Genomic DNA, 25,323 nt, shown 5'->3' with positions numbered 1-25,323 from the left:
CTGCCCCACCCCGCACTAGTGTCGTCGACATGACCGACAACACCCTTCGCTCCGTCACCATCGAGCGGACCAGCACCGGACACTTCACCGCGACCAATCCCCGCGGTGGCACGATCAGCTTCGGCACCGGCTCCGGTCCGGACGGCGACAGCGAGTTCAGCCCGGTCGAGCTGCTGCTCGCCGCGATCGGCGGGTGCACCGCGGCCGACGTCGATGTCGCCACCGGCCGGCATGTGGAGCCCAGCGGATTCACCGTCACCGTGACCGGCAACAAGATCAGCGACGAGCTCGGCAACCGGATGACCGACCTCGCGGTCAGCTTCTCCGTCACCTTCCCGGAGGGGGAGTCCGGAGATCGCGCCCGGGCGATCCTCCCCCGGGCGGTCAAGACCTCCCACGACCGCCTCTGCACCGTGAGCCGCACCATCGAGATCGGTACGCACGTCACCGCGACGGTCGTGGAGGCCTGACCGCGCCGCCCTCAGAGGCTGCGGGCGCTGATGTCGCCCTGGGGGGTGGTGGCGTGGATCCGGAGTTCGGTGCTGCCGTCGTTCTTGAGCGCGTTGCTGACCCGGCCGTAGCCGGTGCCGGCGTCCAGGGCGGCGGAGACGCCGGGGGCGGCGCCGACCGAGATGCTGCCGGACTGGGTGCTCAGCTCGACGATGCCGCGGACGGCCTCGGCGATGGTGATGTCGCCGCGGGCGGTGCTGATCGTCGCGGGGCCACCGAGGCGACCGACCTCGACGTCGCCGTCGACCGCGGTCAGCCGCAGGCTGGCGGCCTCGTCGATCTTGATGGTGCGGTAGGCGCCGTCGAAGACGACGTCACCCAGGCGTCCGACGCCGCGCAGCTCGGTGCTGGCGGCCTTGGCCTGGACGTGGGAGCCGGCGGGCAGTTGGACGGTGACCTCGACGGAGCCGGAGGCGCCGAAGAGCTGGTTGCCGGTGGCCTCGGCGGTGACCCGCAGGACGCCGTCGGCGTACTCGACGGTGGTCTGCTCGGCGGCCTTGACGTCGCGACTCTTGGCCGGGTCGGCCGGCCGGACCTCGACGGTGGTGTCGGCGCGGTCCGCAGCGATGAACTGGACCCGGCCGGCGGGGATCTCCAGGACGGCGGAGACCGGGGCGGGGGTGTCGAACTTCTGCATCATGCTCTCCCGTAGTCGTTCGCTGTTTCCAACAAGAGAAACGCTACGTTGCTTTCCATAATCCGACAACATGCCCGTTGCGGCAGATCAGCATCTATGCAGGTAGACCCAAGAAAAGTGTTGCAACGGCTCTGAATCTAACGCAACGACAGCGCGCTCCATCATTGCAATGGATGAGAACTGAACGCTATAGTGAGGTCAGCGCCGCGAGGCACCACCACCACCGAGGAGACCGTGATGCCGGGAGGCAGGCTCACCCAGCAGGAACGCCAGCAGATCGCGCTGGGGCTGGCCGACAGCCTCCCCTACGCCGAGATCGCCCGACGCCTCGACCGTCCGACCTCGACGGTCACGCGTGAGGTGATGCGCAACGGCGGCCCCACCGGCTACCGCGCCGACCTGGCCCACCGCGCCACCGAACGCCGCGCCCACCGGCGCAAGCAGGCCCCTTCGCCCGGACAGCAGGCGCCGGCCCAGGCCCACGGGCGCGACGACAAGGCAGTGCGCGAGTACGAGGAGGCATTCACCACCCTGCTGATGCAACAGGGCCTGCCCAAGATGACGGCCCGGGTGCTGACCTGCCTGTTCATCGCCGACGACAGCGTCACCGCGTCCGAACTGGTCCGGCACCTCCAGGTCAGCGCGGCGTCCGTCTCCAAGGCGATCACGTTCCTCGACGGCCAGGGCCTGATCCGCCGGGAACGCGACGAACGCCGCCGCGAGCGCTACTCCATCGACGACGACGTCTGGTACCAGTCCACCGTCGCCAGCGCCCACGGCATCGCCCAGGTCGCCGCCACCGCACGGCAGGGCGTCGCCGTCCTCGGCCGCAACACCCCGGCCGCCGCCCGCCTGGAGAACATCGCCCGCTACAGCGACTTCATCAGCGAGAACATCCTCCGCGCCGCCGAACAGGTCCGCGAAATCCTGCACACCAAACCCGAGACGACCCCGGACGCCACCATCTGAGCCACTGTCAGATCGCGGACGGACAGTCGCGCCGACGGCGACGGCTGCCGGCACCGGAGTCCGAAACCACGAAATCCCGCCCGATCAGTGAAGATCGGGCGGGATTTGTTGGTGGAGGTCCTACGCCGATACTCGAACCGCCAGTATCTCCTAGGTCCCATGATCGATGTACTGCGTATGATCGAAAACGGGGACCGGACGAACCTACCGGGCGTGCAATCGACGGGCAAGGGCGGCGGGGTGATTCCAGTCTGCGAACGCTTGAGCGAAGCGGAGCTCTCCGAAATGCTCCGCCAGTTCCGGACCGGGGCGGCGACGAGGCAGCAGCTGGCCGACCAGTACGGCGTCAGCCTCAGCACGATGAAGCGGTTGCTGAGGAGGCACCGGGAGCACTGATACCAACAGCCGCATCAGCGCTCCGACGCCTCGATCAGATCCGCAACCCCAAACGCACCGAGCGCAAGCAGCTCGTCCAATAGGTCCAGGACTTGAGTGCGCTGATTCCTGGAAGTGACCTGTGCATACGCGCGAACAAGGAGTTCGCCGACGCGTTGAGCTTCGCCTGCCGGGGCCGTTCTAATGTCTCCAGCTTCTGCCCCGTGCACATCGATGAAGCGGCGCGAGCACTCCAGGACCAAGTCGTCTACTCGGTCAGGGGCTCGCTCCAGCGTGATGAGCAACTGTGGCAACGAGTACGTAAATGCCGTCGATCTCATGAGCTGAGTCAACAACTCCCTGTGAGGCTGGAGCCGTTCGCCCCGCAGCGCATCTGCAAGACTAGCGGCGGCCTTTCGAACATCGCCTTCCGAATCGTCGAAGAATTCCGCGAGCGCTCGCTGAGCTATCACGGGTTCAGTCGCGTGCGACTGTCCATGAGCACAAGTTGTTGCCGCCCCCTGACGACTCGCAACATCTGCATTCGACAGCACGATTTCGAGTAGGTCCGGCATGCCCCACTGCATGGCGGCCAGGGCTGCCATCCGCCCTCCCACAATACGAGCTTCGGGGATTGGCGATTCAAGCATCCTCTCAATCACGGGCCTGGCTAGCGCTGGGTCCTCATAGCCCAGGAATGCAACCAGGCGCTCTACTGTGTGTGCTGCTAGAAGTATTTCATCAGCCTCAATGAGATGGCCAAATGCCTCCAGCGCTTGTGGACGCGCATGACGCATGCAGGCGTGAATAAGGTGAGCAACACACGCGCGCACAGTGATGGCAGGATCTGTCGCCAGTCGATCTAGCATCGGAAGGACTACGGCTGTCCGGGAGCCATCCGCATCATGGATGATGAGATCACCTAGTACCTCAGCTGCGCTACCACGAGCCGAATTAATCCCGGAACTATAGAGATCCCGGCCTCCAGTAGGTTCGCTCCCGGTCTGTCGAACTGTGCGAACCGTCAGGCTTCCGTTGGCCGGATCGCCCGCGTTGGCTGCTCGATCGGCGATGAGCATAACAAGGTCGAGAGGAACTTCTTTGAGGTATTTCCGCAACGGCCATGCCAGCCAGCGATCATTCGCTGACTGTCCGAGTGAAGCAATGTGCCAGACAGCTTCGAACACTGAAGTTGGGGCGGGCAGGGTTTCACCTTCTCCCAGTCCGAGCAGGATAGCGCCTGCGTAGACAGGGTTCGTCTCCCTGGTAATTCTAAGGGCAAGTTGAGCGAATCTATCTGGATCCCGCTTCGTCTGTTCTTTGAGTACTCCTGACAGTTCATGGGCGCCGCCAGCCCCCCAGTTCCTACCCGTCGCATTGTGCTTCGCCATTGCGCTCAGCCACTGCCCGTCGTTCATGTGCTCCGCAGCGCCCTGGCTAATTGGCGATGCGATGAAGCCCCCCGTTACTCCCTGCGGCTCCGCCGGCTCGTCGGCATCGAAAACCCGCCTTAGCTCACCTAGACGGCGACGCCCAAGCTCTGAGAGGCGAGCTTCATCCATTCCCGAAATCAGATTGAAGGTGTGCCAGCCTTTGGATCGCCGGGGATAGCGGAGTGCCAGGATCGCATTCTCAAGGCGCTGGAAAGGCTCTTCAGGCATAAACGAACTTGTGGCTTGAATCAGCTGGCGGGCCATCCACACGCCGTTCTCGGAGTAGCCGCTCATGAATCGGTGCGAGCCTTGCAGGAGCAGGTCGGCCGCCCACTGTGCGAATGTTTCGCCGTCAGCGCGCAGCCCCTCGTACAAGAGCCACTGAGCGGCGTCATGAGGATCGGCGGCGAGCGTTTCGAGGATCGGCCGAGCCTCGCTGTGCTTCTGTTCAACTACAGCACGGATAGCGGAGGCGGCCCCGGCCAGGAGGGCATCCCCCAACTGGCGTAGGTTCGTGTTTGGGTAGCGAAACGAGAAGTGCCGATCTCGAACCGGACGGTGATCGTCGCTCGTGTCATACGCGGTCGTCGCCATCACTCGGAGCATGTAGGGAAGCAGGAGATCGCAGAACTGCTGGGGCGCACCGGCGGCTCCGAGGCGTGCCAGCTCGGTGGCGGTGTGGTCTCGATCGAGGAGCGCCGCCACCTTGCCGTCAGAACCCAGTGCCATAGCCTCAGGTCGGTCGACAAGGTAAGCAGCCAGCAACTCGACGGCCCACGCAGGTTGCTGTTGGCCCAGTTGGTGAGCCGAGAGCCACAGCTCTTCCGACGGACTTCCGTATTTCCCATCGCGAACGGCATCCAGGACAAGATCAAACATAGGCCGGCTCTCGCCAAGGTCAGTGAAGCGAGCAACCCAGCGCAGCCAGTTTGGGTATGCGGGCTCGGCGATGTAGGGCCGAAGGATCTGGGCCAATCGGTCCGGGTTCTGTTTCACCGTACTTGTCATGATCTCAAGAGCCCGAGCCTGCTCGGCTTCTGTCCCGGCCAGCCAGTCCTCGATCACGCCCTCCGTGTCCAGACGCTTAAACCAGCCCGGTGCTCGAAGGGATTGCCATAGCGCCTCCTCGAAGGTCGGATGTGCATTGAGGACGGTAGCAACCATTTCCCATTCGTGCAATGTTGGCTCGGGCAATTCCTTGAGAAGGGCCAGCACTACATGCTTGATGTGGTAGCGAACCCCAGGGCTAAGAAGGAGTTGCTCAACTTCAACAGCAAAGCGGTCGGGCTCAAGCTCGCGCAGGTGATTCAAAATTTGCCGCACCTGCGCTCGGCGGAATAGCTCTTGTTCCCCACTGGTCAAGAATTCAACGAGCGGCTGATTGCGGGCGACCCAGCCGCGAGCAAAGGCGTAGTCGAAAAAGCTCTCATGGAAGAATGCGACTTGCTGCCCATCGCGAACCAGTACATGCTCCGACACCAGCACATCGGCATCAACGACCAGATCATCCACGTCCAAGACGGTGGCAGGAACTGAGAGCCGTTGCTGCAAGCTGATTGCCTCGGCGACAGTTGCGATCACCTTGCCGAAGCCTATCGATGCACGCCTTTGTGTACTGTTTGTCAGCTTGCGCCTCCAGAATGCATCGAAGAGGTTCTTGGTTGTATGGAAAGCTAGGGCGTCCGTATCTCCGGCGATGCTCTGCAGAAGCACAAGATGCAAAGGTATCCGCAGTAGTTTTAGCTGGTGAGTATTTAGGGCTGCAGCATCCAAGCCCATTGCCTGAACGGCTTCTGTCACCTGCGCATCGGTTAGTTCGGCAACTTCGATGCGCGTGGAACTCTTGTCGCTGACAAGCTCGCGAATGCGGTAGTCGTTTTCAGCGTCGAATTTTCGACAAGATAGTACAACACGCATGTTGCGAAACGCCGATGCTTCTCGTACCAGGTCCGCTACCGCATCAAAGCTTCGCGGCATTCGGCCCGACATAAGGCTGACAGCGTCCACCTGGTCCACGATGAGTACGCTTCGACGGTCTCCGGCCACTGCCGCAAGCGCGGCGACTGGCGACACACTCAGGCCAATTCTCTGGCCAAGCTCGGTTGTCGACGCGAAGGGATCTAGGCGATCAATCCGGAAGCCGAGAACCGTCAGTGCATCTCGCTCAAGTTGCCTGAAGGCGTGGTGCAGAACAGCGCTCTTGCCACCCCCGGCGGCTCCCATTAGCAACAGCAACTGATCCGAACCGTGGATCAGTTCGACAAGCCGTTCAGACTCGGTGCGGGCGATGGTGGGCTTAAGGAGCTCGCGTTCGACGCTGGCGGCCCACGCCGTGGAAACCTCCTGAAGCCCTACGACAAGAGAGATTCCCTGAAGGGACTGACGCCTCTTCAGTTCATATTCCCGAAGCCGAGATTCAATCGCAGGCCCATCTAGATGAACGCCCAGATTGTAAAGAGCGAGATCTCCCAGCCCAACCGCTGCCAGTCTTCCGGAGGCGCCTTCTAGCACGAGCTCGGCGAGCACCGAGTTCATTGTCACGACGTCGTGCTCGTCAGGCCATTGAATCCAAAACCCGCGCAGGACCCTCCAAGCTATCTCTGCGGAGCCAAATATGGCGGGAGACGCTAGGTCATTGAACAGTTCTCCTAATTTTCCCGTCAACCACTTATCAACAAATTCCGCAAGATCTCCCGAGCGCCTTGCGCGATCGGCCAGCTCCTGGAGTGGATACGCTGGGAGCAGGGATACAAAGTGAAATTGTCGGCCAGCCTCGACATGGCGTCGCGCGTTTCCCCATACCTCCTTGCCCTGGAGAGACTGGACAGTCCAGCTATTCGCGTTACGGTTCTGGCGCTTGACTTGATGAACTTCTACGACATCGCCACAGCGATATGTGAACTCGGCGCCCTCGGCTAGCTCGTCAACGTCTTCGACAGTAATTGATTCGGCTCTGCCCTGTAGGACATAGAGAAGATGCCGGACCGTCCAAGCTCCTTCGTAACGGTTGCCGAATTTGTCGGCGTCGCCTCCAGGCCTGGGACTCACGAGACTCTCCTGAGCTGTCGCAAAGATTGCGTCATCTGCTTCATGGAATACTCGGAGACCGTGTTAGTGTCTCCACCCTTCTAAGCGACTATGTTACTACTGATTGTCACGCACACGCTACGCACGGCGCTGTTCAGCGTGTGAAGTCGACTCAGTAAATGGCTAGCGCTGCGGCATGAAGACGTTCAACTGCCTAAAGGTCGGGCAGCCGTGGACCGCTGATCTCGCGCGCATCGGAACCCCAAGCACCCTCGCCCAAGCGGCCAAGGGGGCCACAGAAATCTAACGCAGGCGCAGCCTCGTCGCTACGCTGGCCATCACCATCGCGCTGAACTCGCAGGATCGGAACCGCCGTGCCAGACCTGTTCGGACCGCTCAGTCAGGATCAGCAGCTACTCATCGAGACGATGGCCGGTGCCTTCCTCAAGGACAACCAGTGGCCGGTCTGGGACGCCGTACAGCGGATGCTCCGCCGCCACAGGCTCGATGCCACCCAGGTCCTCAACTCGCTCCCCCGGGTGGGCTCGCAGAGCCTCGCTGGGGTTTCATACGGGCTGGTCTGGTCGGACCGGCCGTACCCAGCCGACAACACTCGTCCGGCCCTGACTATTGCTGCCGGGCTGCACGTGCCCGACTTCGCCTCGGCCGTCGCCCGACCGTTCCTGCTCGTCCTGGGCACGGTAGCCGAGCTGGAGCGCAATGCGCCCATCTCCACCCAGACGGTCACCGAGGTGCGAGTGACCTCCGCCGACATCAAGCGGGCCCACCCGTCCGTTAGCGACATTTTCATGGGCTGGCTCCCTGACCTCATGGATCACGAGCCTCCGACCTGGGCCAGTAGCCCACGCACCGAAGCGGATGGCGGTTGGAGCCGAGATATCCGGCCCCAGATCAGCGACTACGAGGACGTCCGGGACCTCCCAGCTTACGTCGAGCGAGTCGTACAGCTGATGCCCACACCCGCGCAGCCGCAGGTGTACGAGGTCGGCACTGCCATGCCTCCGGGGATAATATTCCGGCCGGCTCAGACCTTCCCCCTAGCTCCCGCAGCCGAGCCGCTGCCTCGGCCGGAGTACGTCGACGAGTCCCTGATCAAGGAACTGGAAGACGAGGCCGGGGAGACCTCATGGCATCTGGACAAGCTGATCGGCCTGATCCGCGAGCTCAACAGCAACTTTGCCGACGAGCACCCGTACGCATGCCATACCTTGCTGCGGGCGATCCTCGACCATGTCCCGCCAATCTTCGGCGCGGGCACCTTCGAGCAGCTGGCCAGCAACCACAAGTGGCCGACGCCCGTCGACAAGTCCTACATGGGCAACTTGAGCAGGTTCAAGACGCAAGGCCACGACGTGCTGCACCGTCAGATCAGCAAGAAGGCCAACCTGGTCAGGATGCACGATGTTCCGCCGCCCCTGTGGTTGAGCACGCTGCTACGCCACTGCATCGACACCCTGTAGCTCACAGCTGCACTCAGCTGCCGGATTTCCTGTAGGGGGTTCTCAGGCAACTAGCCGAGAAAGATCGTCCCGTTTGCTGTCAGCTTGAGATTACGACTTTGCAGAAGGTCAATGAAGTCCTGGGGGCAGGTGAGACCGGCCAGGTCGTCTGAGGTGATGACCAGGATACGAATGCCACGGACTAGAGCGCTCGTACCAATGGCGTAGGCTCGGTCACGATGCTCCTGCCGCCCGGTAATTCCGTTGGCCGCCGCTAGCACACCCAAGGTGCACCCCCGATCAACGACCACGTTTACAAAATAGCCAAGGACCGTGCTGTCGACTGGTGCCGACCAGTTCTTGCACTCAATAAGGAAGAGCTCGGGCAACATGGGTAAGCCATCTCGGTACCGATAGTTGGCAACAGTGATGTCCACCTCCTCGGTCCCATAGTTGTTAAGCGAGTTTCGCTCGATCTGGCAACCCGGAACGCTTTCGAGTAGGTAGGCCAACAGGTTCTCGTAGTAGCGGCCGCGGATTCTGGGGTCCGTGTGGTTCTTGGCTCGTTTCAGGTATGCCCCGATGCGGGCTTGGAAGAAGCCAGTCACTGCGGCCTGCCGTGAACCAGAGCATTCCTAGCCCGCACGATCAGCTGCGCCAGACTCTGCCGCTCAAGCTGCGTCAGCAGATCGCCCACTTCGAAGGCGATGACCATTGGCCAAACCCCTGAAGGTGGCCGTAGCGGCTGACGAGACAGTGAGTAGTAGAGCAGAAGCCCCATCGCGGCATTTCGGCTAGCGGCAGTGTGTTGCAGCATATCGAAGTCGCTACGGCTGAGAGTCGGCCGGCTGACAAGTTTTGTCTCAATCAGGAGCGGCCCCGGCAGAACTGTCTCGGTACCGGGCACCCAAGCTGCAATATCGAAACCTTGGCCACCAGCACGAGGCCCGCCCTCGGTCGAGGCGCCGCAAACCTCAAGCAATCTGACCACAATGTCTTCGAAATGCTGATACCTATATGAGATGGAGGCATTTTCTGGCTCCAATAGAGAATCCAGTTCCCGGCGAAACGCGTGCAGTGTCTCGATATCGGGGCGGGGTTGTTCAATCGGAGGGATCGGAGACTGTCCCATCGACTTGAGGAAGGCGTTGAGCCGGAAGGACAGGGCCGACGCACTACCCAAAGGCAGCTGCACGACCTGGAGTGGCGCAAGCACCGAGTCGGCGACCCGAGGCGGTTCGACGATCACCAGGGTTGGAAGCCCCGAGCCAATCGCTACACCGATGTCCATATAGATCGCGGGTGGAGTGGGTGCCTCAAGGCGACCGGCGAAGACCACGCAGAGGAAGTCAACCTCGGGCAACCAGGGCAGGCGCCCACTGCGCGCGAACCCCGCGTAGCCGCGTTCGGGCGTAACTACCTCGATCCCAGCGGCACGCAGTACTTCCTGCAAGGTGCTCGTGTCGGCGGCCTGTTCGGCAACCAGATAGCAGCGCACGATACGAGACCCTAGTGCCTTGGGCGGCTGAGGTGGAGCAGCCTCACCGTTCGCTTCAGCTCCTGGCCTACACCAGCCCCCACCCGCCGGCACTGGTCGGGCCGAGGAGCTGCAGCAGGGCGGCTCACGGCGGCGAGCCCACCCAGCCACCGGATTTCCTGTACTGGAAACTCGATGTACTTGTGCGTATCCCACCCGACTAGCCACCATCGGAGCGACAGCACCCAGCGCGACGGAGGGGAACCCCACAGCCATGCGCGTCACCAGGTTTGTCGGTAGCTGCGATGAGAATGAGTGCCCGACGGTCTACGCCACGGACCGGGATAGTTTCCTGTTCCAAGGCGAGGCCGTCGTCGGCCACGGTCTGACCATCCCGGACGGCGAAGGGGTGGTGGAGCTGCCCGCCGCGCTGGTCCGTGACCTCGTCCAGAAGGCGATCCGCGATGGCCTCGTCTAGGAACCTGTTCGAGGAGTTCGAGCGCGAGGCCTTCCGGCTCGAAACCTTGGACAACTACAACATCCCCCGGGGCTCAGACGACCTCCGGGCCTTCCTGGCCGGGGAGGAGCAACCGGAGAGCTACCGCCAGAGCAGTTGGGTCACCACCGTGCGGGAAGCGACCACCAGCGGCAAGCGCATGTACCGGGTCCATGTGCTGGCCCGCCCGCTGACGGACTACCTGCGCTTTGAGCTGGACTGGGGCTACCACCGCAACGCCGCGGCTGGGGAGGAGTTCTTCATCCTCGACACCACCGACCAGCCCAACCCCCTGATGGGGGTACCGGACTTCTGGCTCTTCGATGATGCCATCGTGAACGTCATGCACTACGACGAGACCGCCGCCTTCACCGGCTCCGAGATCCTGGCCGACGACCGGACGGCGGAGTTCATCGCCTACCGAGACACTGCCTTGGCCCAAGCCGAGCCGTTTGTTGACTGGTGGGCGAAGCACGGGACGTGAACAAAGGCGAACTGGGGACCGCGCTGCGGGCACTACGGGAGGGCTCCGGTAAGGAGGCCAAGGCCGTAGCCCGCAGCGCCGTCATGTCCGCCTCGAAGCTGAGCAAGATTGAGACGGGGGCTATCGCTCCCAGCATCACGGACGTCGACCGTATCCTGACCGCCCTCGGGGTCTCGGAGGCGGTCAAGACCCAATACATGGCGGTGGCCAGGGCGGAGGCCACCGAGGCCACGGCCTGGCGGCTGGTGCGCCGGATGGGGCACTACCGCAAGCAGCAACAGACCAAGGCGCTCGAAGCCCAGATGCGCTTGTTGCGGCTGTTCCAACCGGCGTTGGTGCCGGGACTGCTCCAGACCCCGGAGTACATCCGGGCGGTGCTGGGCCGCCACGACCTCGGAGCCGACCAGCTCAGCCGCACCCTCGGGGTGCGCATCGAGCGGCAGGCCGTGCTGTACGACCGGACCAAGGACCTGCGGTTTGTCATTTCGGAGCCGGTCTTGCGCTGGCGCATCCTCCCGCCCCCGATGATGGCGCTCCAGCTGGACCGCATCATCTCGGTGTCGCGCCTGCCCAACGTCGACATCCGGATCGTGTCGCTGGCCGCTCCACAGACCGACTTCCCCAACCACACCTTCGTGATCCGGGATGACCGCTTGGTGACGGTGGAGACGGTCCATGCGGAGCTAGCGATTACGGACCCGCGCGACGTGGCGCTGTATATCCGCAAGTTCGACGGCTTCGCCGGGCTGGCCCTGGCCGGTAAGGAGGCCCGGGCGCTCTTGGCGACCATCCGCGACGAGTTCTTGCGGGAACAAGAAACCGGAGAAGCACCCGGCGAATAGATCCCTAGCCTGGGGACAGCAGCCACCCGCCAGTCAGGCCAAGGGGAGCACCATGACGACGAGCACCGGCCCCGATATCGACAACGATCCCTACCGCCTGGCCATCGTGGCGGCGGAACGGTTGCGCGCGGCGCTGTCCGCCCATGGCCTCACCATCCCGTCGCTCCGGGGCAGTTACCCCTCTCGGGACGTCCCGTTTGTAGAGCTGGGCGGCTGCTCGGCCGAGGTCGCCGATGCGCTGGCCACGGCATTGGAGAAGGTGGTCGAGGCGTGACCGGCGCCACCTGGACCCCGCCGCCGGACTTCGACTATGCGTTGCGCCAAGCGGACCCGCAGCCTGTCGCCGGCTGTGATGATTGCGAGCGGTTGGCCCAGCGGCGTAGTGCTGCCCGCTCGGCTGGAGATGGCAGCGCGGCCACCGACGCCAATGTGCTCCTGCGGCAGCATCTCCAGCAGGATCACCCCTGATGGGCACCAGGAAAGTGCTGCGGTTCCGGGGCTACACGATCCGGGAGGAGCCCATCACAGGCTTATTGCCCCGGAAGGCGCAGGGATACTCTCAATCTGGATGTCGCCACCAATATAGGGGCTTGGGTAATCGCTGCTCGCGAAGAGCGTGTTGATAGTCTCAAGTTCAAGCCGGATGAAAGCGGCCAGCTCATCAAGCGACGCCGGTCTCCTAAACTTCCAACTCGGCTCATGCCATACCTGTTCGTAGAACTCCTGAAGCTTTTGCATAGCCCCGTAGTAGGCGATTCGGCCGGGCGTGTATCCGTTGAAGTATCGCTGGGAGTTACCCGCCGCGAACATACCGACTGGTGCTTGAGGGTAGTCTCGCGTCCAGAAATCTTCCGTGACTTGGTAAGTCGGGGTCACGCCTTCGTAGTCGCCAGTTGTGGCATTGATACCTCGAATGTTACGCACAAAATAGAACTCAGGGTGTAGGCCGCCCGCGTCCTTGACGTACCCCGCTATGTGGAAGAGTCGAGCTTTGCCAGGCGTGGGGCTGGACTGGAGCTGAGTCGCTAGATGGTTCGCGAATCCGCCGAGCGATGGCGTAGCCGACGCCGCATAGGTCGCAATGCAAGCAGCCAGCCATCTGTCCATAGGCACGGTTCCGACCGAATATGTCCCTGCTAGCGATAACGCTCCGTCAACAAACCCGAGCCTGAAGACCTTTGGACCGGCTCCAACTAATCCGGATGGACTCGTGAGGTTCGAATCGGACGCCTGGATGATGCCGTACTTGCATATGACTGTTGCGATGAGGGTTATCGGAATCCCGCGCCTTTCAGAATATAAGGCCATTATATGCCGCGATTCAGTCTGCTCTACTTCCCTCGTACGATAGTGCTAGATCTATGATGGTGCTAGACCTCGGCTTCGCCAGAGCTAAACGAGAAGAGCCCCCGGCGCGAGGCCGAAGGCCTTCCCGCTAGGGGCTGCTGTGGAGTCGCCTCCTGAGCATCGTTGCCCTAGGTGTGACTGTCAGCTGGCCGGAGCCAGCAGCATCTTGGTCCAGTCCCAGCCGCTCGTTCCCGGCAGCGACCGCGTGATGGTCGTGGTGTTGCCGAGTGGCGAGGTGCCGGGGCCGCCGTAGAGGACGTGAACATCGGCCCCACCATCGGTGCGCTGATGCAGTATTGCCAGATCGGCGTAGGTGTTGCCGTTGTAGTCGCCGCTCTCGACCATCATCTGCGACCAGTTCCACCCCGACGCTGCGGGCAGACTGCGCAGCCAGGTAGTGGTGTTGCTGAGCGGAGAGGTTCCCCCGAACAGCAGGTGGACATCCGATCCGCCGTCACTCGTTTGGTGCAGGATCGCCAGATCGCTGAAGTGGTCGCCGTTGTAGTCACCGGCGGTTACCTTCATCTTGGTCCAGTCCCAACCGTCAGCGCTCGGCAGCGACCGCGTGATGGTCGTGGTGTTGCCGAGTGGCGAGGAACCGGGGCCGCCGTAGAGGACATGCACGTCGGCGCCGCCGTCGCTGCGCTGGTGCAGTATCGCCAGATCGGCGTAGCCGTTCCCGTTGAAGTCGCCGCTGGCGATCTTCATCTGCGACCAGTTCCAGCTCGCCGTAGCCGGCAGACTGCGTAGCCAGGTAGTGGTATTGCTGAACGGGGTCGTGCCGCCGAAGAGGATGTGGACATCCGCTCCGCCGTCAGCAGTTTGGTGAAGCACGACGAGGTCGCTGAAGTGGTCGCCGTTGTATCACCGGCGGTCACCTTCATCTTGGTCCAGTCCCAGCCCGGTCCTGGCAGCGACCGTGTGATGGTCGTGGTGTTGCCGAGTGGCGAGGAACCGGGGCCGCCGTAGAGGACGTGAACATCGGCCCCACCATCGGTGCGCTTGGCCAGGATGGCCAGATCTTGATAGCCATTCCCGTTGAAGTCGCCTGTGACGGCTTTCATGTTGCTCCAGCTCCAGCCCGCTGATCCGGCGAGGCTGCAAAGCCAGGTACCGGAGTTGCTCAGCGGAGAGGTGCTGCCGAACAGCATGTGCAGATCTGCACCTCCGTCAGTGACCTGATGCAGGATGGCGAGATCCGAGAACCCGTCCCCGTTGTAGTCGGGGTTGGGATCTACTACCTGAACCGACTTACAGCTTGGTAGTTGCGGATTGCCATCACCTGCGCCGGTGTTGATGGCGTAGGTGCAGACCTGATGGGTTCCGACGCCCACCGTGTATTCCGCGTAGTAGCCGTGGTTGTCGCCGTAGCCGGGGTAAGCGGTTCCGACATCCGGACGGTAGGTGTTGGCCGTAGTGGCCCCCATCAGGTTACCGTCGATATACGTGTGCACCGTGATGGCACTCGTCGTGTCCGGGTCGATGGCCCAGCCGCGAACGTAGAGCTTGCCCACCGTCATCCCCGAGTCATCGAGGAAGCCGACCGGATTACCGATCAGTGAGCCTTTTCCAACCTGGTTGCAAGGGTGGTGGGTTGGTTGCGGAAGGCTGTACAACGCAGTGAAGCTCCTGGTAGACGGGTTCACGACCAAGATCGCCCGTACCGCCAGGAGCTTCTGTGCTTGTTTACCCGTCCGGGATCTCCCTGTCCAGTTCGACCCTGCAGTTCCTCGCCCGTCATCTGCGTCAACGCCGGCGGGAGATCGGAAGCCGGTGGCGGCGCCTGTCAGCGAGGCGTCAGGCCCTGCTCGCTCTGGCGCACCTGCGCTGCGGTGACACCTACAGTCAGCTCGCTGCGGCGTTCGACATCGGCATCGCCACCGTCTACCGGTACGTCCGCGAGGCCGTCGAGGTCCTGTCCGCCCTGGCACCCAGCCTCGAACAGGCCGTCAGGACAGCGGCAGCGAAAGCGTTCGTGATCCTGGACGGCACCCTGCTACCGATCGACCGCATCGCCGCGGACAGACCCTTCTACTCCGGCAAGCACAAGAAGCACGGCATGAATGTGCAGGTCATTACCGACCCGTTCGGTCGCCTGCTCTGGGCTTCGCCCGCGCTGCCGGGTGCGGTCCACGACATCAAGGCCGCCCGCACCCACGACATCCCGGCCGCCCTGGCCGAGGCAGGCATCCGCTGCGGCACCATCCGCGTCCCCTACCGAGGCCGCTGGGACAAGCTCTCCGCAGGCCAGCGCGCTGTCAACGTCTCCCACGCCAAGATCCGAGCGCTCGGCGAGCAGGCCATGGCCACCCTCAAGACCTGGCGGCTCCTACGCAAACTCCGCTGCAGCACGACCCGAATCACCGGCATCGTCCAGGCCGTCCTCGCCCTCCACCTCGCGGCCTCGGCCTGAGGTTGGAAAAGGCTCACTGGCAGGTACTAGCCATGGTCAACCGGCTCCGGATCGCCAGCGGCGAGCAGATCCAGCGGGTGTGCTTCGCCGACCTCGGAGAAGGTCGCAGCCGGGTCGTGAGCCGCAGCCGGGTGGTGGCCCGGCTGGTGAGCTGGCGGGTGCTGATGCCGCTGGAGCGTCGGATTGGCGGGGCGGAGCGGGGCTCCAGTGCGGGGGTGTACGCGCTGGATACGGCCGGAGCGCGACTGCTGGCACGCAGCCAGTTGGCGGACGGCGAGCGCGTACGGGTGCGACGGCCGGGAACGCCGGTCGAGCGGACGATGCGCCACATGCTGGCGGTGAGCGAGCTGTACGTGCGGCTGGTGGAGACGGCGCGCAGGGACGGGTTTGGGCTGCGGGAGTTTAAGTCCGAGCCGGGGTGCTACTGGCCGAACGGGGTCGGCGGACTGGTGAAGCCGGACGCCTACGTGCGGCTGGTGCGCGACCAGGTAGAGGACCACTGGTGGATTGAGCACGACGAGGCGACGGAGAGCCTGCCGACGGTGCGGCGGAAGTTGGAGGCGTATCTGAGTTTCTGGAACCGGGGGCAGCTAGGGCCGGGCGGGGTGATGCCCCGAGTGTTGGTGTCGGCGGTGACGGCAGCTCGCGCCAAGGCGATTAACGCCACGCTGCCGCGCGGGCCGGAGGCAGAGAAGATATTTGCGGTAGTTGAGAGCCAGCGGGCAGCGGAGCATATGGAAGAAATACTGCTGGAATGAGTGAATATATAGACGAGTGTCGAATTGAATGATCCTCGGAAATTGCAAGAAAACGGTACAATGATATTGAAATTGGCGGTGGTGGAAATCCCGGGCACGGAGCCGAAAGAGGAAGGCTGTAGTAATGGACACGAAAACACTCAATGGGCGCACAGCGGAGGCAGGGCCCGGAACGGGCGACACCAAGCGAGCCGTGCTCTACCTGCGGGTCTCCACCACCGGCCAGGTCAACAACGACTACAACCCGGAGGGCATCTCCATCCCAGCTCAGCGGGCGGCCAGCACGGGCAAGGCGGCTGAGCTGCGGGCTACGGTCGTAGATGAGTACGTGGAGCCAGGGCGAACGGCCACGAGCATAGAGCGGCGACCGAAGTTCCAGGAGATGATGGCGCGGATTAAGACCGAGCGCGACGTGGACTACATCATCGTTTACCACTTCAACCGCATCTTCCGAAACACGATTGACGCCGCGCTAGCGAAGCGTGAGCTGCGCAAGCTGGGGGTGCGGATTGTCTCGACGGTGATGGACCTGGGCGATACCCCCGAGAGCAACATGGTGGAAACGATCGTCGGAGCGGTGGATGAGTACCGGGTCCAGGCGGATGCAGCTGACATTAAATACAAGATGGGCCAGAAGGCCAAGAACGGCGGCACGATATCCCGGGCCAAGCTGGGGTATCTCAATGTGCGCATTAACATCGACGGCCGAGAGGTGCGGACGGTGGAGACCGACGCCGAGCGTGCACCCTTCATCCGGCAGGGCTTCGAGTTGTACGCCACGGCGTTGTACTCGGCCCGGGAGGTAGTCGACCAGCTGGCGGCGGCGGGGCTGAAGACGCGCGGCAACCGGCGGACGGCACCGAAGCCGCTGTCAGTGCAGCAGCTCTACGACATCCTGGTTGACCGCTACTACCTCGGGGTCGTAGAGCACGAGGGTCGGGAGTACCCCGGGCGGCACGAGGCTTTGGTGACGCCGGAGCTGTTCGACCGAGTGCAGCAGGTGCTCGCGCTCCACGGAGGCGGCGGGACCAGGCAGCGGCGGCACAACCACTACCTCAAGGGCACGGTGTGGTGCGGGCGGTGTGGCAGTCGGTTGGTCATCATGCCGGGGAAAGGCAACGGCGGGACGTACTTCTACTACCTGTGCCGGGGCCGCCAAGACGACGAGGGCTGTACGCAGCCATACATGCGCGTCGAGGCCATGGAAGCGGCGGTGGTGCGGCACTACGCGGCGGTGGCACTGGGCCGTGAGCTCTCGGAGCGTATCCGGAGCAGCCTCGACACCGTGATGCTCGACGATTTGGCGGGCATGAGCGGGCTGAAGAAACGGTTGACGGCCCGGCTGGCAGAGCTGGACGCAAAGGAAGATCAGTACTTGGAGCTGATTGGGACGCCGGGATGGCCCAAGGAGAAGCTCCGGCGCAAGCTCGACAGCATCCAGGCGGAGCGGGACGAAGTGTCAGGGCAGCTCGCGGACACGGCTTCCAAGTTGGAGGTGGGTCGGCAGCTCTTCTTGTCCGCTATGCAGCTGCTGCGCGATCCCCAAGCCTTCTACGAGCAGGGCGGCACGAGCCTGAAGCGGGCGATGAACAAAATCATCTTCCCCAAGCTGTACGTGGACGGCGAGGAGATCTCCGGGCACGAGCTGGGCGAAGCGGTCTGCGATGTACTGGAGGCGCAGCGTGTCGCGGTGCGCGACGGCGGTGCGCGGGCGGCAACAAGCAGCCAAAACGCCAGCAGCTCCATCCCGGAGGATGGAGCTGCGTGGTTGAAACTGACCTGTGCCGATCTGCTTGCCGTGACCCTGGGGGGTCACGGTTCAAGTAGACCTGCATTGGTTGGTGGAGCTGAGGGGATTCGAACCCCTGGCCCCCTCGATGCGAACGAGGTGCGCTACCGGACTGCGCCACAGCCCCAACGAGAAGAAACTCTATCAGGTCCGGGCGGGTGCTCCTGCACCGGTTTTGGTGCTGGTGGGGCCGGGTGTCATTCGTTGGCGGCGCGGGGGTGGGAGGCGGGTTCGTCCGCGTACTGGTCGAAGAGGGGGGTGGACGGGGGGCGCTGCTGCCTGGGTGCGGGCGCCTGCTGGGGCTGGGGGTGCGGCTGGGGCGGCGGGACGACGGCGCGGCCGGCGCTCCAGGTGTCGGGGGCGCCGAGGTCGAGGCCGCCGGTGCGGCGGGGGGCGACCGGGGCGGTCACATAGGTGGGGAGCGGGACCGGGACCGGGTCCCAGCCCTCGGCGTCGCCGGACTGGTCGCGCGGGCCGTCGTGCCAGTCCTCCGACTCCTCGGCGGCGGCCGCCGCCTCGACCAGGGCCCTGGTGCGGTGGAGTCCGGAGCCGCTCGCGGTACGGCCTGCGGGCTGCGCGGTCTCCGCAGCCGGACCGGGCGCGGTGGGCGCCGGCGCCGGGACGGCCTGGGTCTCCGGGACGGCCGCGGCGCGGCGGCGGTCCCGCTCGCGCTCGCGGACCCGCTGGGCCGCCTCGGCCGCGCGCCGACGGTCGATCTTGACCTCGAAACGGCGGCGCTCCTGGCGGCGCAGGTGCGCGATGTAGACGGAGAAGAGGACGGCCGGAACGGCCGGGAGCCAGAGCAGGGCGACGCCGCCCACCGCCGCGGCGACCATGCCGAGGGTGAAGGCGGCGAACAGCAGGATCACCATGCGCCGGCGGCGGGCCAGCAGGGAGGCGCGCCGCTGCTGGGCCTCGGACCGCTGAGCTTCGGACCGCTGAGCTTCGGACCGCTGAGCTTCGGACCGCTGGGCGTCGGCGCGACGGTCCGGGGCAACGGCGGCGGCTCCGGCCGGCTGGGCCGTCTGCGGGGCAGGGCGCTGCGGTTCCGGTTGCGCCGGTCGGGGCGGAGTCGCGGAGCCGGCGGCAGGCTTGATCGCCGACGCCGCGCCGGACCGCGGAGGCGGTGCTCCGGTCGGGTCCTGGGCTTCGCCCTCCCGGTGGCGGGAGACCTTGCGCTCCATCGCCGCCCGTCCGGACAGCAGTCGGATCGCGGTGCTGAAGCGCTCGGTGGGCCGGGCCTCGTTCAGTTCGTCCTGCCGGCGGAGCCACATCGGCACCAGATAGGCAGCCCAGGCCCCCACGATCACCGCGTAGATGAGGCCGCTACTGCTCACGCTTCACACCGTACGGGCGTGGAGTAGTGCCCCGTGGCAATTTCGGCCGGTGTGTCGCACGCTCATGCTCATCCCACCCTATTTTTGTCGCTTTGAATCACAGATTCCAGACACATTCGAACATGTTTGTGAATGCAGCGCTAGGAATTGGCTGCCGACGTACTGTTCCCGCGCCAACGACGCAGCAGCCCCTCCGGGACCTCGTCCGCCGTCAGCGCGAAGACCAGGTGGTCCCGCCAGCCGCCGTCGATGTGCAGGTAGCGCGGGCGGATTCCCTCCTCGCGGAAGCCGAGCTTCTCCACCACCCGCCGGCTGGGTCCGTTCTCCGGACGGATGCACACCTCGATCCGGTGCAGGCCCATGGTGCGGAAGCAGTGGTCCACCACCATCGCCACCGCCGTCGGGATGATCCCCCGCCCGGCCACCGACTCGTCGACCCAGTAGCCGATGTTGGCCGAGCACATCGACCCCCAGGTGATGCCGCCGACGGTGAGCTGTCCGACCAGCTGCCCCTCGTAGGTCACCACGAACGGCAGCATCCGCCCGGAATGCGCCTCGGACCGCAGGAAGTGCACCATCTGACGGTAGGTCGGCCGCGGCGTCGACGGGTTGCCCGGCTGGGCCGGGGGAACGGTGGCCTCCCAGCGGCGCAGCCAGTGCCGGTTGCGGCCGCTGACCTCCTGCCAGGTCCTGCGGTCGCGCACCCGGATCGGTCGCAGTCCGACCGGGCCCTCGTGCAGCTCGACCGGCCAGAAGGCGTTCAGTGCAGTTCTCCTGACGGGAGGTCGGGTCTCTCGGTGTCGTCGGGACGCCGGTGGTCCCCGCCGTGCACCTGGTCGACCGCATGGGCCAGCAGCGGCGCCAGCACCGCCAGGCCGTCCCTGACCCCGCCGGTGGAACCCGGGAGGTTGACGATCAGTGTGTTCCCGGCCAGTCCGGAGAGCCCGCGGGACAGGGCCGCGGTGGGCACTCCGGCGGCGCGGCCCTCGGCCCGGATCGCCTCGGCGATCCCGGGCGCCGGGCGGTCGATCACCTGCGCGGTCATCTCCGGGGTGAGGTCCATCGGGGTGAGCCCGGTCCCGCCGGTGGTCAGCACCACGTCGTAGCCGTCGGCGACGGCCGCGCGCAGCGCCGCCAGCACCGGCTCGCCGTCCGGCACCACCTGCGGGCCCTCCACCCGGAAGCCCATCGCGGTCAGGCCCTCGACCAGCAGTGGGCCGCCCTTGTCGGCGTAGACGCCGGCCGAGGCGCGGTTGGAGACGGTGACCGCGAGCGCGCGCCTCACCGAAGCTCACCCCCGGCCGCCCCGCGGTGCCAGTCACCGCTCTTGCCACCGGTCTTGGACTCCACCTGCACCGCGTCGATCCTGGCGCCCTTGTCCACGGCCTTGACCATGTCGATGACGGTCAGTCCGGCCACGGCCACGGCGGTCAGCGCCTCCATCTCCACCCCGGTGCGGTCGGCGGTGCGGACCGTGGCCGACACCTCCACCGCCTCGTCGGTGACGGTCAGCTCGACGGTCACCCCGGAGATGGCGATGGGGTGGCAGAGCGGGATCAGGTCGGGCGTGCGCTTGGCGCCCATGATCCCGGCGATCCGGGCCACCGACAGGGCGTCGCCCTTGGGCACGCCCTCGCCGCGCAGCAGCTCCACCACCCGGGGCGCGACCAGCACCCGGCCGGTGGCGCGCGCGGTGCGCACCGTGGCGGCCTTCTCGGAGACGTCGACCATGCGCGCCGCCCCCGTCGCGTCGACGTGGGTCAGCCGGTCGCTGTGCGAGCTACTCAAGGTGTCGTCTCCTGGGGGCCGATGCCGTGCGGGCACAGGCTATCGCTGCCTGGCGGCTCCGTCAGATCGGGCGGTCCGCGGCTTCCAGCAGGACGACCTCCACCTGCTCACCCGCCTCGACCGAGGTGGTGTCCTCGGGGACCACGATCACGGAGTTGGCCTGCGCCAGCGGTCCCACCAGGTGCGAGCCGGCTCCGCCGACCGGGGCGACGCTCCCCGGCTCGCCGGGCCCGCCGGCCACGTACCGCGCCCTGGCGAACTGCCGGCGCCCGGACGGGGACCGCAGCCCCTGCGAGAGCACCGCTCGCACCACGGGGCGGTGCACTTCCTCGGCGCCCAGCATGGCCCGGATCGCCGGGCGGACGAAGAGCTCGAAGGAGAGGTAGGCGCTGACCGGGTTGCCCGGCAGCGCGAACAGCGGGACGGTGCCGTCCAGCAGGCCGAAGCCCTGCGGCTTGCCCGGCTGCATCCGCAGCTTGCGGAAGGAGATCGCGCCCAGCGGCGGCTGCTCGCCGCCCTCCGGCGCCAGCGCCTCCTTGACCACGTCGTAGGCCCCCACGCTGACACCGCCGCTGGTGACCACCAGGTCGGCGCGGATCAGCTGGTCCTCGACGACCTCGCGCAGCCGCGCGGCGTCGTCGGGGACCCCGCCGACCCGGTAGGCGATGGCGCCGGCGTCCCTGGCCGCCGCGGTCAGGGCGAAGCTGTTGGAGTCGCTGATCTGCCCGGGACCGACCGCGGTGCCGGGCTGCACCAGCTCGCTGCCGGTGGAGAGCACCACCACCCGCGGACGGGGCCGCACCCGCACGCTGTCCTGGCCGATCGCCGCGAGCAGTCCGATCTGGGCCGGGCCCAGCAGGGTGCCCTCGGGCAGCACCACCTGACCGGCCGTGATGTCGTCGCCCCGGCGCCGGACGAAGGCGCCGTTCTCGGCCGGCTGGAACACCCGGACCTCGCCGCCGGCCCCCTCCGGCGAACTGCTGTGCGGGGCCATGCCCACCGCGGCGTCCTTGCCGCCGCTGCCGCCGTCGGTCCACTCGACCGGGACCACGGCCTCGGCGCCGGGTGGCAGCGGCGCCCCGGTCATGATCCGGGCGCACTGCCCGGGGCCGACCACCGGCAGGTCGGCGGCGCCGGCGGCGATGTCGCCGACGACGGTGAGCACCGAGGGGTACTCCTCGGTGGCCCCCTCGATGTCGGCGATCCGGACCGCGTAGCCGTCCATGGAGCTGTTGTCGAACGGCGGCAGGTCGACCCCGGCGGTGATCCGTTCCACCGTCAGGCAGCCCTGGGCCTCCAGCAGTTGCAGGTCGAGCGGGGGCAGCGGGCCGACCGTGCCGAGGATGTCGGCGAGGTGCTCGTCGACCGTCCAGTACCGCTCGGCTCCGCTGTCGGCGGCGCAGGGGTCTCCCTCGGCGGTGTGCTCGTGCTGGTGGTCGCTCACTGTTCTCCCCCTGCTTGCCGTGCTGCGTTCGTCCTCCGGCTGCCTACCCCCTCCAGGACCCGAAGATGTCCTGCCGGCGGTTACTCGGCCCCGGTGAGGGTGTCCAGCTCGCCGCTGCCGACGAGCTCCTTGAGCCAGGTCCGGAAGTCCGGGCCCAGGTCATCACGCTCGCACGCCAGGCGGACGATCGCGCGGAGGTAGTCGCCGCGGTCGCCCGTGTCGTAGCGGCGGCCCTTGAAGAGGACGCCGTGGACCGGGCCGCCCCGGCCCGGGGTGCGCTGGGCGAGCACCCGGAGCGCGTCGGTGAGCTGGATCTCGTCGTTCTTGCCGGGCGGGGTCTCCCGCAGCACGTCGAACACGGTGGGGTCGAGGACGTAGCGGCCGATCACCGCGTAGTTGCTGGGGGCCTCGCCCTCGGCGGGCTTCTCCACCAGGTCGGTGATCCGGACGATCTCGTCGTCGCCGCCGAGGGTGCCGTGCCACTCGGCCGGCTTCACCGCGGCGCAGCCGTAGAGGTGCGCCTGCTCGGGGGCGACCTCGATCAGCGCCACGACGCTGCCGCCGAGCTCGCGCTGGACGTCGATCATCTTGGCCAGCAGCGGGTCGCGCGGGTCGATCAGGTCGTCGCCGAGGAGCACCGCGAACGGCTGGTCGGCGACGTGCGGCTCGGCGCAGAGCACCGCGTGGCCGAGCCCCTTGGGGTCGCCCTGGCGGACGTAGTGCATGGTGGCGAGGTCGCTGGACTCCCGGACCCGGGCCAGCTTGGCCTCGTCGCCCTTGCGGACCAGCAGCTCCTCCAGCTCGTACGCGCGGTCGAAGTGGTCCTCCAGCGGACGCTTGTTGCGCCCGGTGATCATCAGCACGTCGGTCAGGCCGGCGGACGCGGCTTCCTCCACCACGTACTGGATCGCGGGCTTGTCCACGACCGGCAGCATCTCCTTGGGAGTCGCCTTGGTCGCCGGAAGGAACCGGGTACCCAGACCCGCGGCAGGGATCACAGCCTTGGTGATCTGGCGCGCACGTGCTTTCGTCATACCGATGACTGTACTTGCCCACCGTCGCAGGTCAGGCCTGACCCCGGGCATTCACTGTCAGGTCACAGACAGGTCACATCCCTGTGCCAGCAGCCGGTAAACGGGCTGCGACACGGCAGTTGACGGCAGGGATTGATCGCCGGTCCGGCAGGTGTCCTGGTCGGAGCCGGGGTCGGCGGCCTCCGCCGGACCGCTGGTGGGAGCGTCCGGCGGCGCCTGCACGGCCCCGGACACCGATTCGGACATCGGTTCGAACGTCGACTCCGGTGCGGTCGTGGACCCGGAACCGCCCGATGGTGGCGGCGCCGAGGCGTCCGCCGCGGCGGCGCGGGCCGCGGCCAGTGCCCGGTCGGCCGCGCGCAGCAGCAGCGCAGCGTGCGCGCCGTCCCTGGGCAGCACGGCGGTGCCGACCACGGCGCCGAGCCCGTTGACCGGGGCCGCCCCCGGGCCGTCCGCCGGCACCGGGACGGACGGCAGCGCCAGCGGGTGCCTGCGGACCGTCCAGCGGAGCCGTTCGGCGACGTGCTCGGCCCCGGCGGCGTCCGTGTCCGGCAGCAGCACCAGGAACTCCTCCCCGCCGTAGCGGCCGAAGACGTCGGTCTCGCGGACCTCCATGGCCAGCCGCTGGGCCAGGTCGCGCAGCACCGCGCCGCCGCGCTGGTGGCCGTGCTCGCGGCGGATCTCGTCGAAGCCCTCGATCTCCAGCAGCAGTACCGAGAGCCGGTCGGCGCCCTCCGGCTGCACCGGCCGGCGGGCGCAGCGGGCGATCTCCCGGTCCAGGGCCAGTTGCAGGTAGCGGTAGTTCCAGACCCCGGTGAGGGCGTCGGTGTAGGAGGTGCGTTCCAGTTCGGCCCGGCCCTGCTGGAGCCGCTGCAGCTCCTGCCGCAGGCTCAGCTCGCTCGCGGCGGCGCTGCCGCGGACCCGGCGCAGCCGTACCAGCGCCACGGCGGCGACGGCCGAGGCGGTCAGCAGCAGCGCGGCGAGGGCCGCTGACAGTACGGTCGGCAGGTCCATCGGCGTGCCCCTCCGTCGGCGCGTGCAGACTGGGCGTGCCCCGCCCGGCTCGCGCACGAAAGGCCCGCTCATCCCATGTTGAACGACAAGACCGCCCTGAGGTCACGCCTGTTGGCCGCCCGCGCCGCGATGTCACCCGAGCAGCGGCAGCAGGCGGGGCTGGCGCTGGGCCACCGGGCGCTGGAGCTCCTGCCGGCCCGCCTGCCCGCGGTGGTGGCCGGCTATGTCTCGGTGGGGGCGGAGCCCGGCACCCTGGCGCTGCTGGACGAGCTGCGGGCGCGGGGGGTGCAGGTGCTGCTGCCGCTGCTGCGCCCGGACAACGATCTGGACTGGGGTGCCTACCAGGGCGCGGAGAGCCTGGTCGGGGCGCGCCGCGGGCTGCGCGAACCGGCGGGTGCGCCGCTCGGCACCGAGGCGGTGTGCCGGGCGGACCTGGTGCTGATGCCGGGCCTGGCGGTGGACCGACGGGGCGTCAGACTGGGCCGCGGCGGCGGCAGCTACGACCGGGTGCTGGCCCGGCTTGCCGCGGCGGACTCGCGGGCGCCGCTGGTGACCCTGCTCTACGACCACGAGGTGCTGCCGGAGGTCCCGGCCGAGGCGCACGACCGCCCGGTGGACGCGGCGGTCACGCCCTCGAAGCTGTGGCGCTTCGGGGCGTGACCGCCCTGGCCCCGCGGGTTCGGGCCGCC

The 25,323-nt window shown here is 66.3% G+C and carries 26 protein-coding genes, 1 tRNA gene and 2 pseudogenes; 13 read left to right on the top strand and 16 right to left on the bottom strand.

All coding sequences use genetic code 11. From position 1 onward, the window contains the following. Positions 1–29: 29 nt before the first annotated feature. Positions 30–470 (top strand): OsmC family protein, encoded by a 441-nt coding sequence (locus tag IF29_RS0104200; RefSeq protein ID WP_030249701.1) that lies wholly within the window; start codon positions 30–32, stop codon positions 468–470. A gap of 11 nt (positions 471–481) precedes the next feature. On the opposite strand, the gene IF29_RS0104195 is transcribed toward IF29_RS0104200, so the two are convergent. Then, the gene (locus IF29_RS0104195) at positions 482–1,147 is read right to left on the bottom strand and encodes a DUF4097 family beta strand repeat-containing protein (RefSeq protein WP_030249699.1); all 666 of its coding nucleotides are present in this window, start codon (positions 1,145–1,147) and stop codon (positions 482–484) included. A 237-nt stretch (positions 1,148–1,384) separates the two neighbouring features. On the opposite strand from IF29_RS0104195, the gene IF29_RS0104190 reads away from it, so the two are divergent. Continuing rightward, positions 1,385–2,116, top strand: a complete 732-nt coding sequence (locus IF29_RS0104190) for a helix-turn-helix domain-containing protein (RefSeq protein WP_030249695.1) — start codon at positions 1,385–1,387, stop codon at positions 2,114–2,116. A 159-nt stretch (positions 2,117–2,275) separates the two neighbouring features. After that, positions 2,276–2,512 carry a hypothetical protein gene (locus tag IF29_RS0104185; RefSeq protein ID WP_157623593.1) on the top strand — a complete coding sequence of 79 codons (237 nt, stop codon included), beginning with the start codon at positions 2,276–2,278 and terminating at the stop codon, positions 2,510–2,512. 14 nt (positions 2,513–2,526) lie between these two features. Here the strand turns inward: IF29_RS0104185 and IF29_RS0104180 are convergent, their stop codons facing one another. Then, positions 2,527–6,459, bottom strand: a complete 3,933-nt coding sequence (locus tag IF29_RS0104180) for an ATP-binding protein (protein ID WP_232242024.1) — start codon at positions 6,457–6,459, stop codon at positions 2,527–2,529. Between the two features lie 866 nt (positions 6,460–7,325). Between IF29_RS0104180 and IF29_RS0104175 the strand changes: the two genes are divergently transcribed. Further along, on the top strand, positions 7,326–8,432 hold the full coding sequence (locus IF29_RS0104175; RefSeq protein WP_030249687.1) for a hypothetical protein: 1,107 nt from the start codon (positions 7,326–7,328) through the stop codon (positions 8,430–8,432). A 50-nt stretch (positions 8,433–8,482) separates the two neighbouring features. On the opposite strand, the gene IF29_RS0104170 is transcribed toward IF29_RS0104175, so the two are convergent. Together IF29_RS0104170 and IF29_RS45800 are read right to left on the bottom strand one after the other, a co-directional pair. Then, positions 8,483–9,019, bottom strand: a complete 537-nt coding sequence (locus IF29_RS0104170; RefSeq protein ID WP_030249683.1) for a restriction endonuclease — start codon at positions 9,017–9,019, stop codon at positions 8,483–8,485. Next, positions 9,016–9,909 (bottom strand): hypothetical protein, encoded by an 894-nt coding sequence (locus IF29_RS45800; RefSeq protein ID WP_157623592.1) that lies wholly within the window; start codon positions 9,907–9,909, stop codon positions 9,016–9,018. The genes IF29_RS0104170 and IF29_RS45800 overlap by 4 nt, the downstream gene beginning before the upstream one ends. A gap of 253 nt (positions 9,910–10,162) precedes the next feature. Here IF29_RS45800 and IF29_RS0104160 point away from each other — a divergent pair, with 253 nt between their 5' ends. Genes IF29_RS0104160 through IF29_RS45795 form a run of 5 tightly spaced genes read left to right on the top strand, consistent with a single transcriptional unit; the run spans position 10,163 to position 12,178 of the window. Beyond that, positions 10,163–10,366, top strand: a complete 204-nt coding sequence (locus IF29_RS0104160) for a hypothetical protein (protein WP_030249680.1) — start codon at positions 10,163–10,165, stop codon at positions 10,364–10,366. Continuing rightward, positions 10,353–10,868: a DUF6879 family protein gene (locus IF29_RS0104155; protein WP_030249678.1), complete on the top strand. Its 516-nt coding sequence runs from the start codon at positions 10,353–10,355 to the stop codon at positions 10,866–10,868. Before IF29_RS0104160 ends, IF29_RS0104155 begins: the two co-directional genes overlap by 14 nt. Then, positions 10,865–11,710 carry a helix-turn-helix domain-containing protein gene (locus IF29_RS0104150; protein WP_037594302.1) on the top strand — a complete coding sequence of 282 codons (846 nt, stop codon included), beginning with the start codon at positions 10,865–10,867 and terminating at the stop codon, positions 11,708–11,710. The genes IF29_RS0104155 and IF29_RS0104150 overlap by 4 nt, the downstream gene beginning before the upstream one ends. A gap of 52 nt (positions 11,711–11,762) precedes the next feature. After that, positions 11,763–11,984 carry a hypothetical protein gene (locus tag IF29_RS0104145; protein WP_030249673.1) on the top strand — a complete coding sequence of 74 codons (222 nt, stop codon included), beginning with the start codon at positions 11,763–11,765 and terminating at the stop codon, positions 11,982–11,984. After that, entirely contained in the window at positions 11,981–12,178 is a 198-nt protein-coding gene (locus tag IF29_RS45795) for a hypothetical protein (RefSeq protein WP_157623591.1), read from the top strand. Before IF29_RS0104145 ends, IF29_RS45795 begins: the two co-directional genes overlap by 4 nt. 54 nt (positions 12,179–12,232) lie before the next feature. Here the strand turns inward: IF29_RS45795 and IF29_RS45790 are convergent, their stop codons facing one another. The 3 genes and pseudogenes from IF29_RS45790 to IF29_RS48910 all read right to left on the bottom strand — a co-directional run. After that, the gene (locus tag IF29_RS45790; RefSeq protein WP_157623590.1) at positions 12,233–12,817 is read right to left on the bottom strand and encodes a hypothetical protein; all 585 of its coding nucleotides are present in this window, start codon (positions 12,815–12,817) and stop codon (positions 12,233–12,235) included. Positions 12,818–13,198: 381 nt separating this feature from the next. Next, complete coding sequence (locus IF29_RS0104135) at positions 13,199–13,765, bottom strand: FG-GAP repeat domain-containing protein (protein ID WP_030249668.1); 567 nt, start codon at positions 13,763–13,765, stop codon at positions 13,199–13,201. 9 nt (positions 13,766–13,774) lie between these two features. Beyond that, a pseudogene (locus IF29_RS48910) lies at positions 13,775–13,891 on the bottom strand (hypothetical protein); the annotation flags it as partial. A gap of 844 nt (positions 13,892–14,735) precedes the next feature. On the opposite strand from IF29_RS48910, the gene IF29_RS0104125 reads away from it, so the two are divergent. The 3 genes and pseudogenes from IF29_RS0104125 to IF29_RS48905 form a co-directional block, all read left to right on the top strand. Then, on the top strand, positions 14,736–15,470 hold the full coding sequence (locus IF29_RS0104125; protein ID WP_030249665.1) for an IS5/IS1182 family transposase: 735 nt from the start codon (positions 14,736–14,738) through the stop codon (positions 15,468–15,470). Positions 15,471–15,502: 32 nt separating this feature from the next. Further along, positions 15,503–16,228: a replication-relaxation family protein gene (locus IF29_RS0104120; protein WP_051724867.1), complete on the top strand. Its 726-nt coding sequence runs from the start codon at positions 15,503–15,505 to the stop codon at positions 16,226–16,228. 124 nt (positions 16,229–16,352) lie between these two features. After that, positions 16,353–17,444, top strand: a pseudogene (locus IF29_RS48905) (recombinase family protein); the annotation flags it as partial. A gap of 243 nt (positions 17,445–17,687) precedes the next feature. On the opposite strand, the gene IF29_RS0104105 reads toward IF29_RS48905, so the two are convergent. The 9 genes from IF29_RS0104105 to IF29_RS0104065 form a co-directional block, all read right to left on the bottom strand. Continuing rightward, positions 17,688–18,044, bottom strand: a complete 357-nt coding sequence (locus IF29_RS0104105; protein WP_157623588.1) for a hypothetical protein — start codon at positions 18,042–18,044, stop codon at positions 17,688–17,690. 23 nt (positions 18,045–18,067) lie between these two features. Then, positions 18,068–18,144 (bottom strand) — tRNA-Ala (locus IF29_RS0104100). A gap of 70 nt (positions 18,145–18,214) precedes the next feature. Beyond that, positions 18,215–19,354: a divisome protein SepX/GlpR gene (gene sepX, locus IF29_RS0104095; protein WP_030249654.1), complete on the bottom strand. Its 1,140-nt coding sequence runs from the start codon at positions 19,352–19,354 to the stop codon at positions 18,215–18,217. A gap of 140 nt (positions 19,355–19,494) precedes the next feature. Further along, complete coding sequence (locus IF29_RS0104090) at positions 19,495–20,118, bottom strand: GNAT family N-acetyltransferase (protein WP_037594360.1); 624 nt, start codon at positions 20,116–20,118, stop codon at positions 19,495–19,497. Continuing rightward, on the bottom strand, positions 20,115–20,639 hold the full coding sequence (locus IF29_RS0104085; RefSeq protein WP_051724866.1) for a MogA/MoaB family molybdenum cofactor biosynthesis protein: 525 nt from the start codon (positions 20,637–20,639) through the stop codon (positions 20,115–20,117). Before IF29_RS0104085 ends, IF29_RS0104090 begins: the two co-directional genes overlap by 4 nt. After that, positions 20,636–21,142 (bottom strand): cyclic pyranopterin monophosphate synthase MoaC, encoded by a 507-nt coding sequence (gene moaC, locus IF29_RS0104080; protein ID WP_030249649.1) that lies wholly within the window; start codon positions 21,140–21,142, stop codon positions 20,636–20,638. Before moaC ends, IF29_RS0104085 begins: the two co-directional genes overlap by 4 nt. Positions 21,143–21,203: 61 nt before the next feature. Beyond that, a complete protein-coding gene (gene glp, locus IF29_RS0104075) occupies positions 21,204–22,586 on the bottom strand; it encodes a molybdotransferase-like divisome protein Glp (RefSeq protein WP_037594300.1) in 1,383 nt (460 codons plus the stop codon). 80 nt (positions 22,587–22,666) lie between these two features. Continuing rightward, entirely contained in the window at positions 22,667–23,620 is a 954-nt protein-coding gene (locus IF29_RS0104070; RefSeq protein WP_030249644.1) for a UTP--glucose-1-phosphate uridylyltransferase, read from the bottom strand. A 57-nt stretch (positions 23,621–23,677) separates the two neighbouring features. Then, complete coding sequence (locus IF29_RS0104065) at positions 23,678–24,634, bottom strand: GGDEF domain-containing protein (RefSeq protein WP_051724865.1); 957 nt, start codon at positions 24,632–24,634, stop codon at positions 23,678–23,680. A 75-nt stretch (positions 24,635–24,709) separates the two neighbouring features. Here IF29_RS0104065 and IF29_RS0104060 point away from each other — a divergent pair, with 75 nt between their 5' ends. Continuing rightward, positions 24,710–25,294: a 5-formyltetrahydrofolate cyclo-ligase gene (locus tag IF29_RS0104060; protein WP_030249640.1), complete on the top strand. Its 585-nt coding sequence runs from the start codon at positions 24,710–24,712 to the stop codon at positions 25,292–25,294. The last annotated feature ends 29 nt before the right edge of the window (positions 25,295–25,323 follow it).

Origin of the sequence: Streptacidiphilus jeojiense, from assembly GCF_000719095.1 — a bacterium.
GTDB lineage: Bacteria > Actinomycetota > Actinomycetes > Streptomycetales > Streptomycetaceae > Streptacidiphilus > Streptacidiphilus jeojiensis.
Note: the sequence above shows the minus strand (reverse complement) of the source record. Positions and strands in the feature narration are given on the sequence as shown.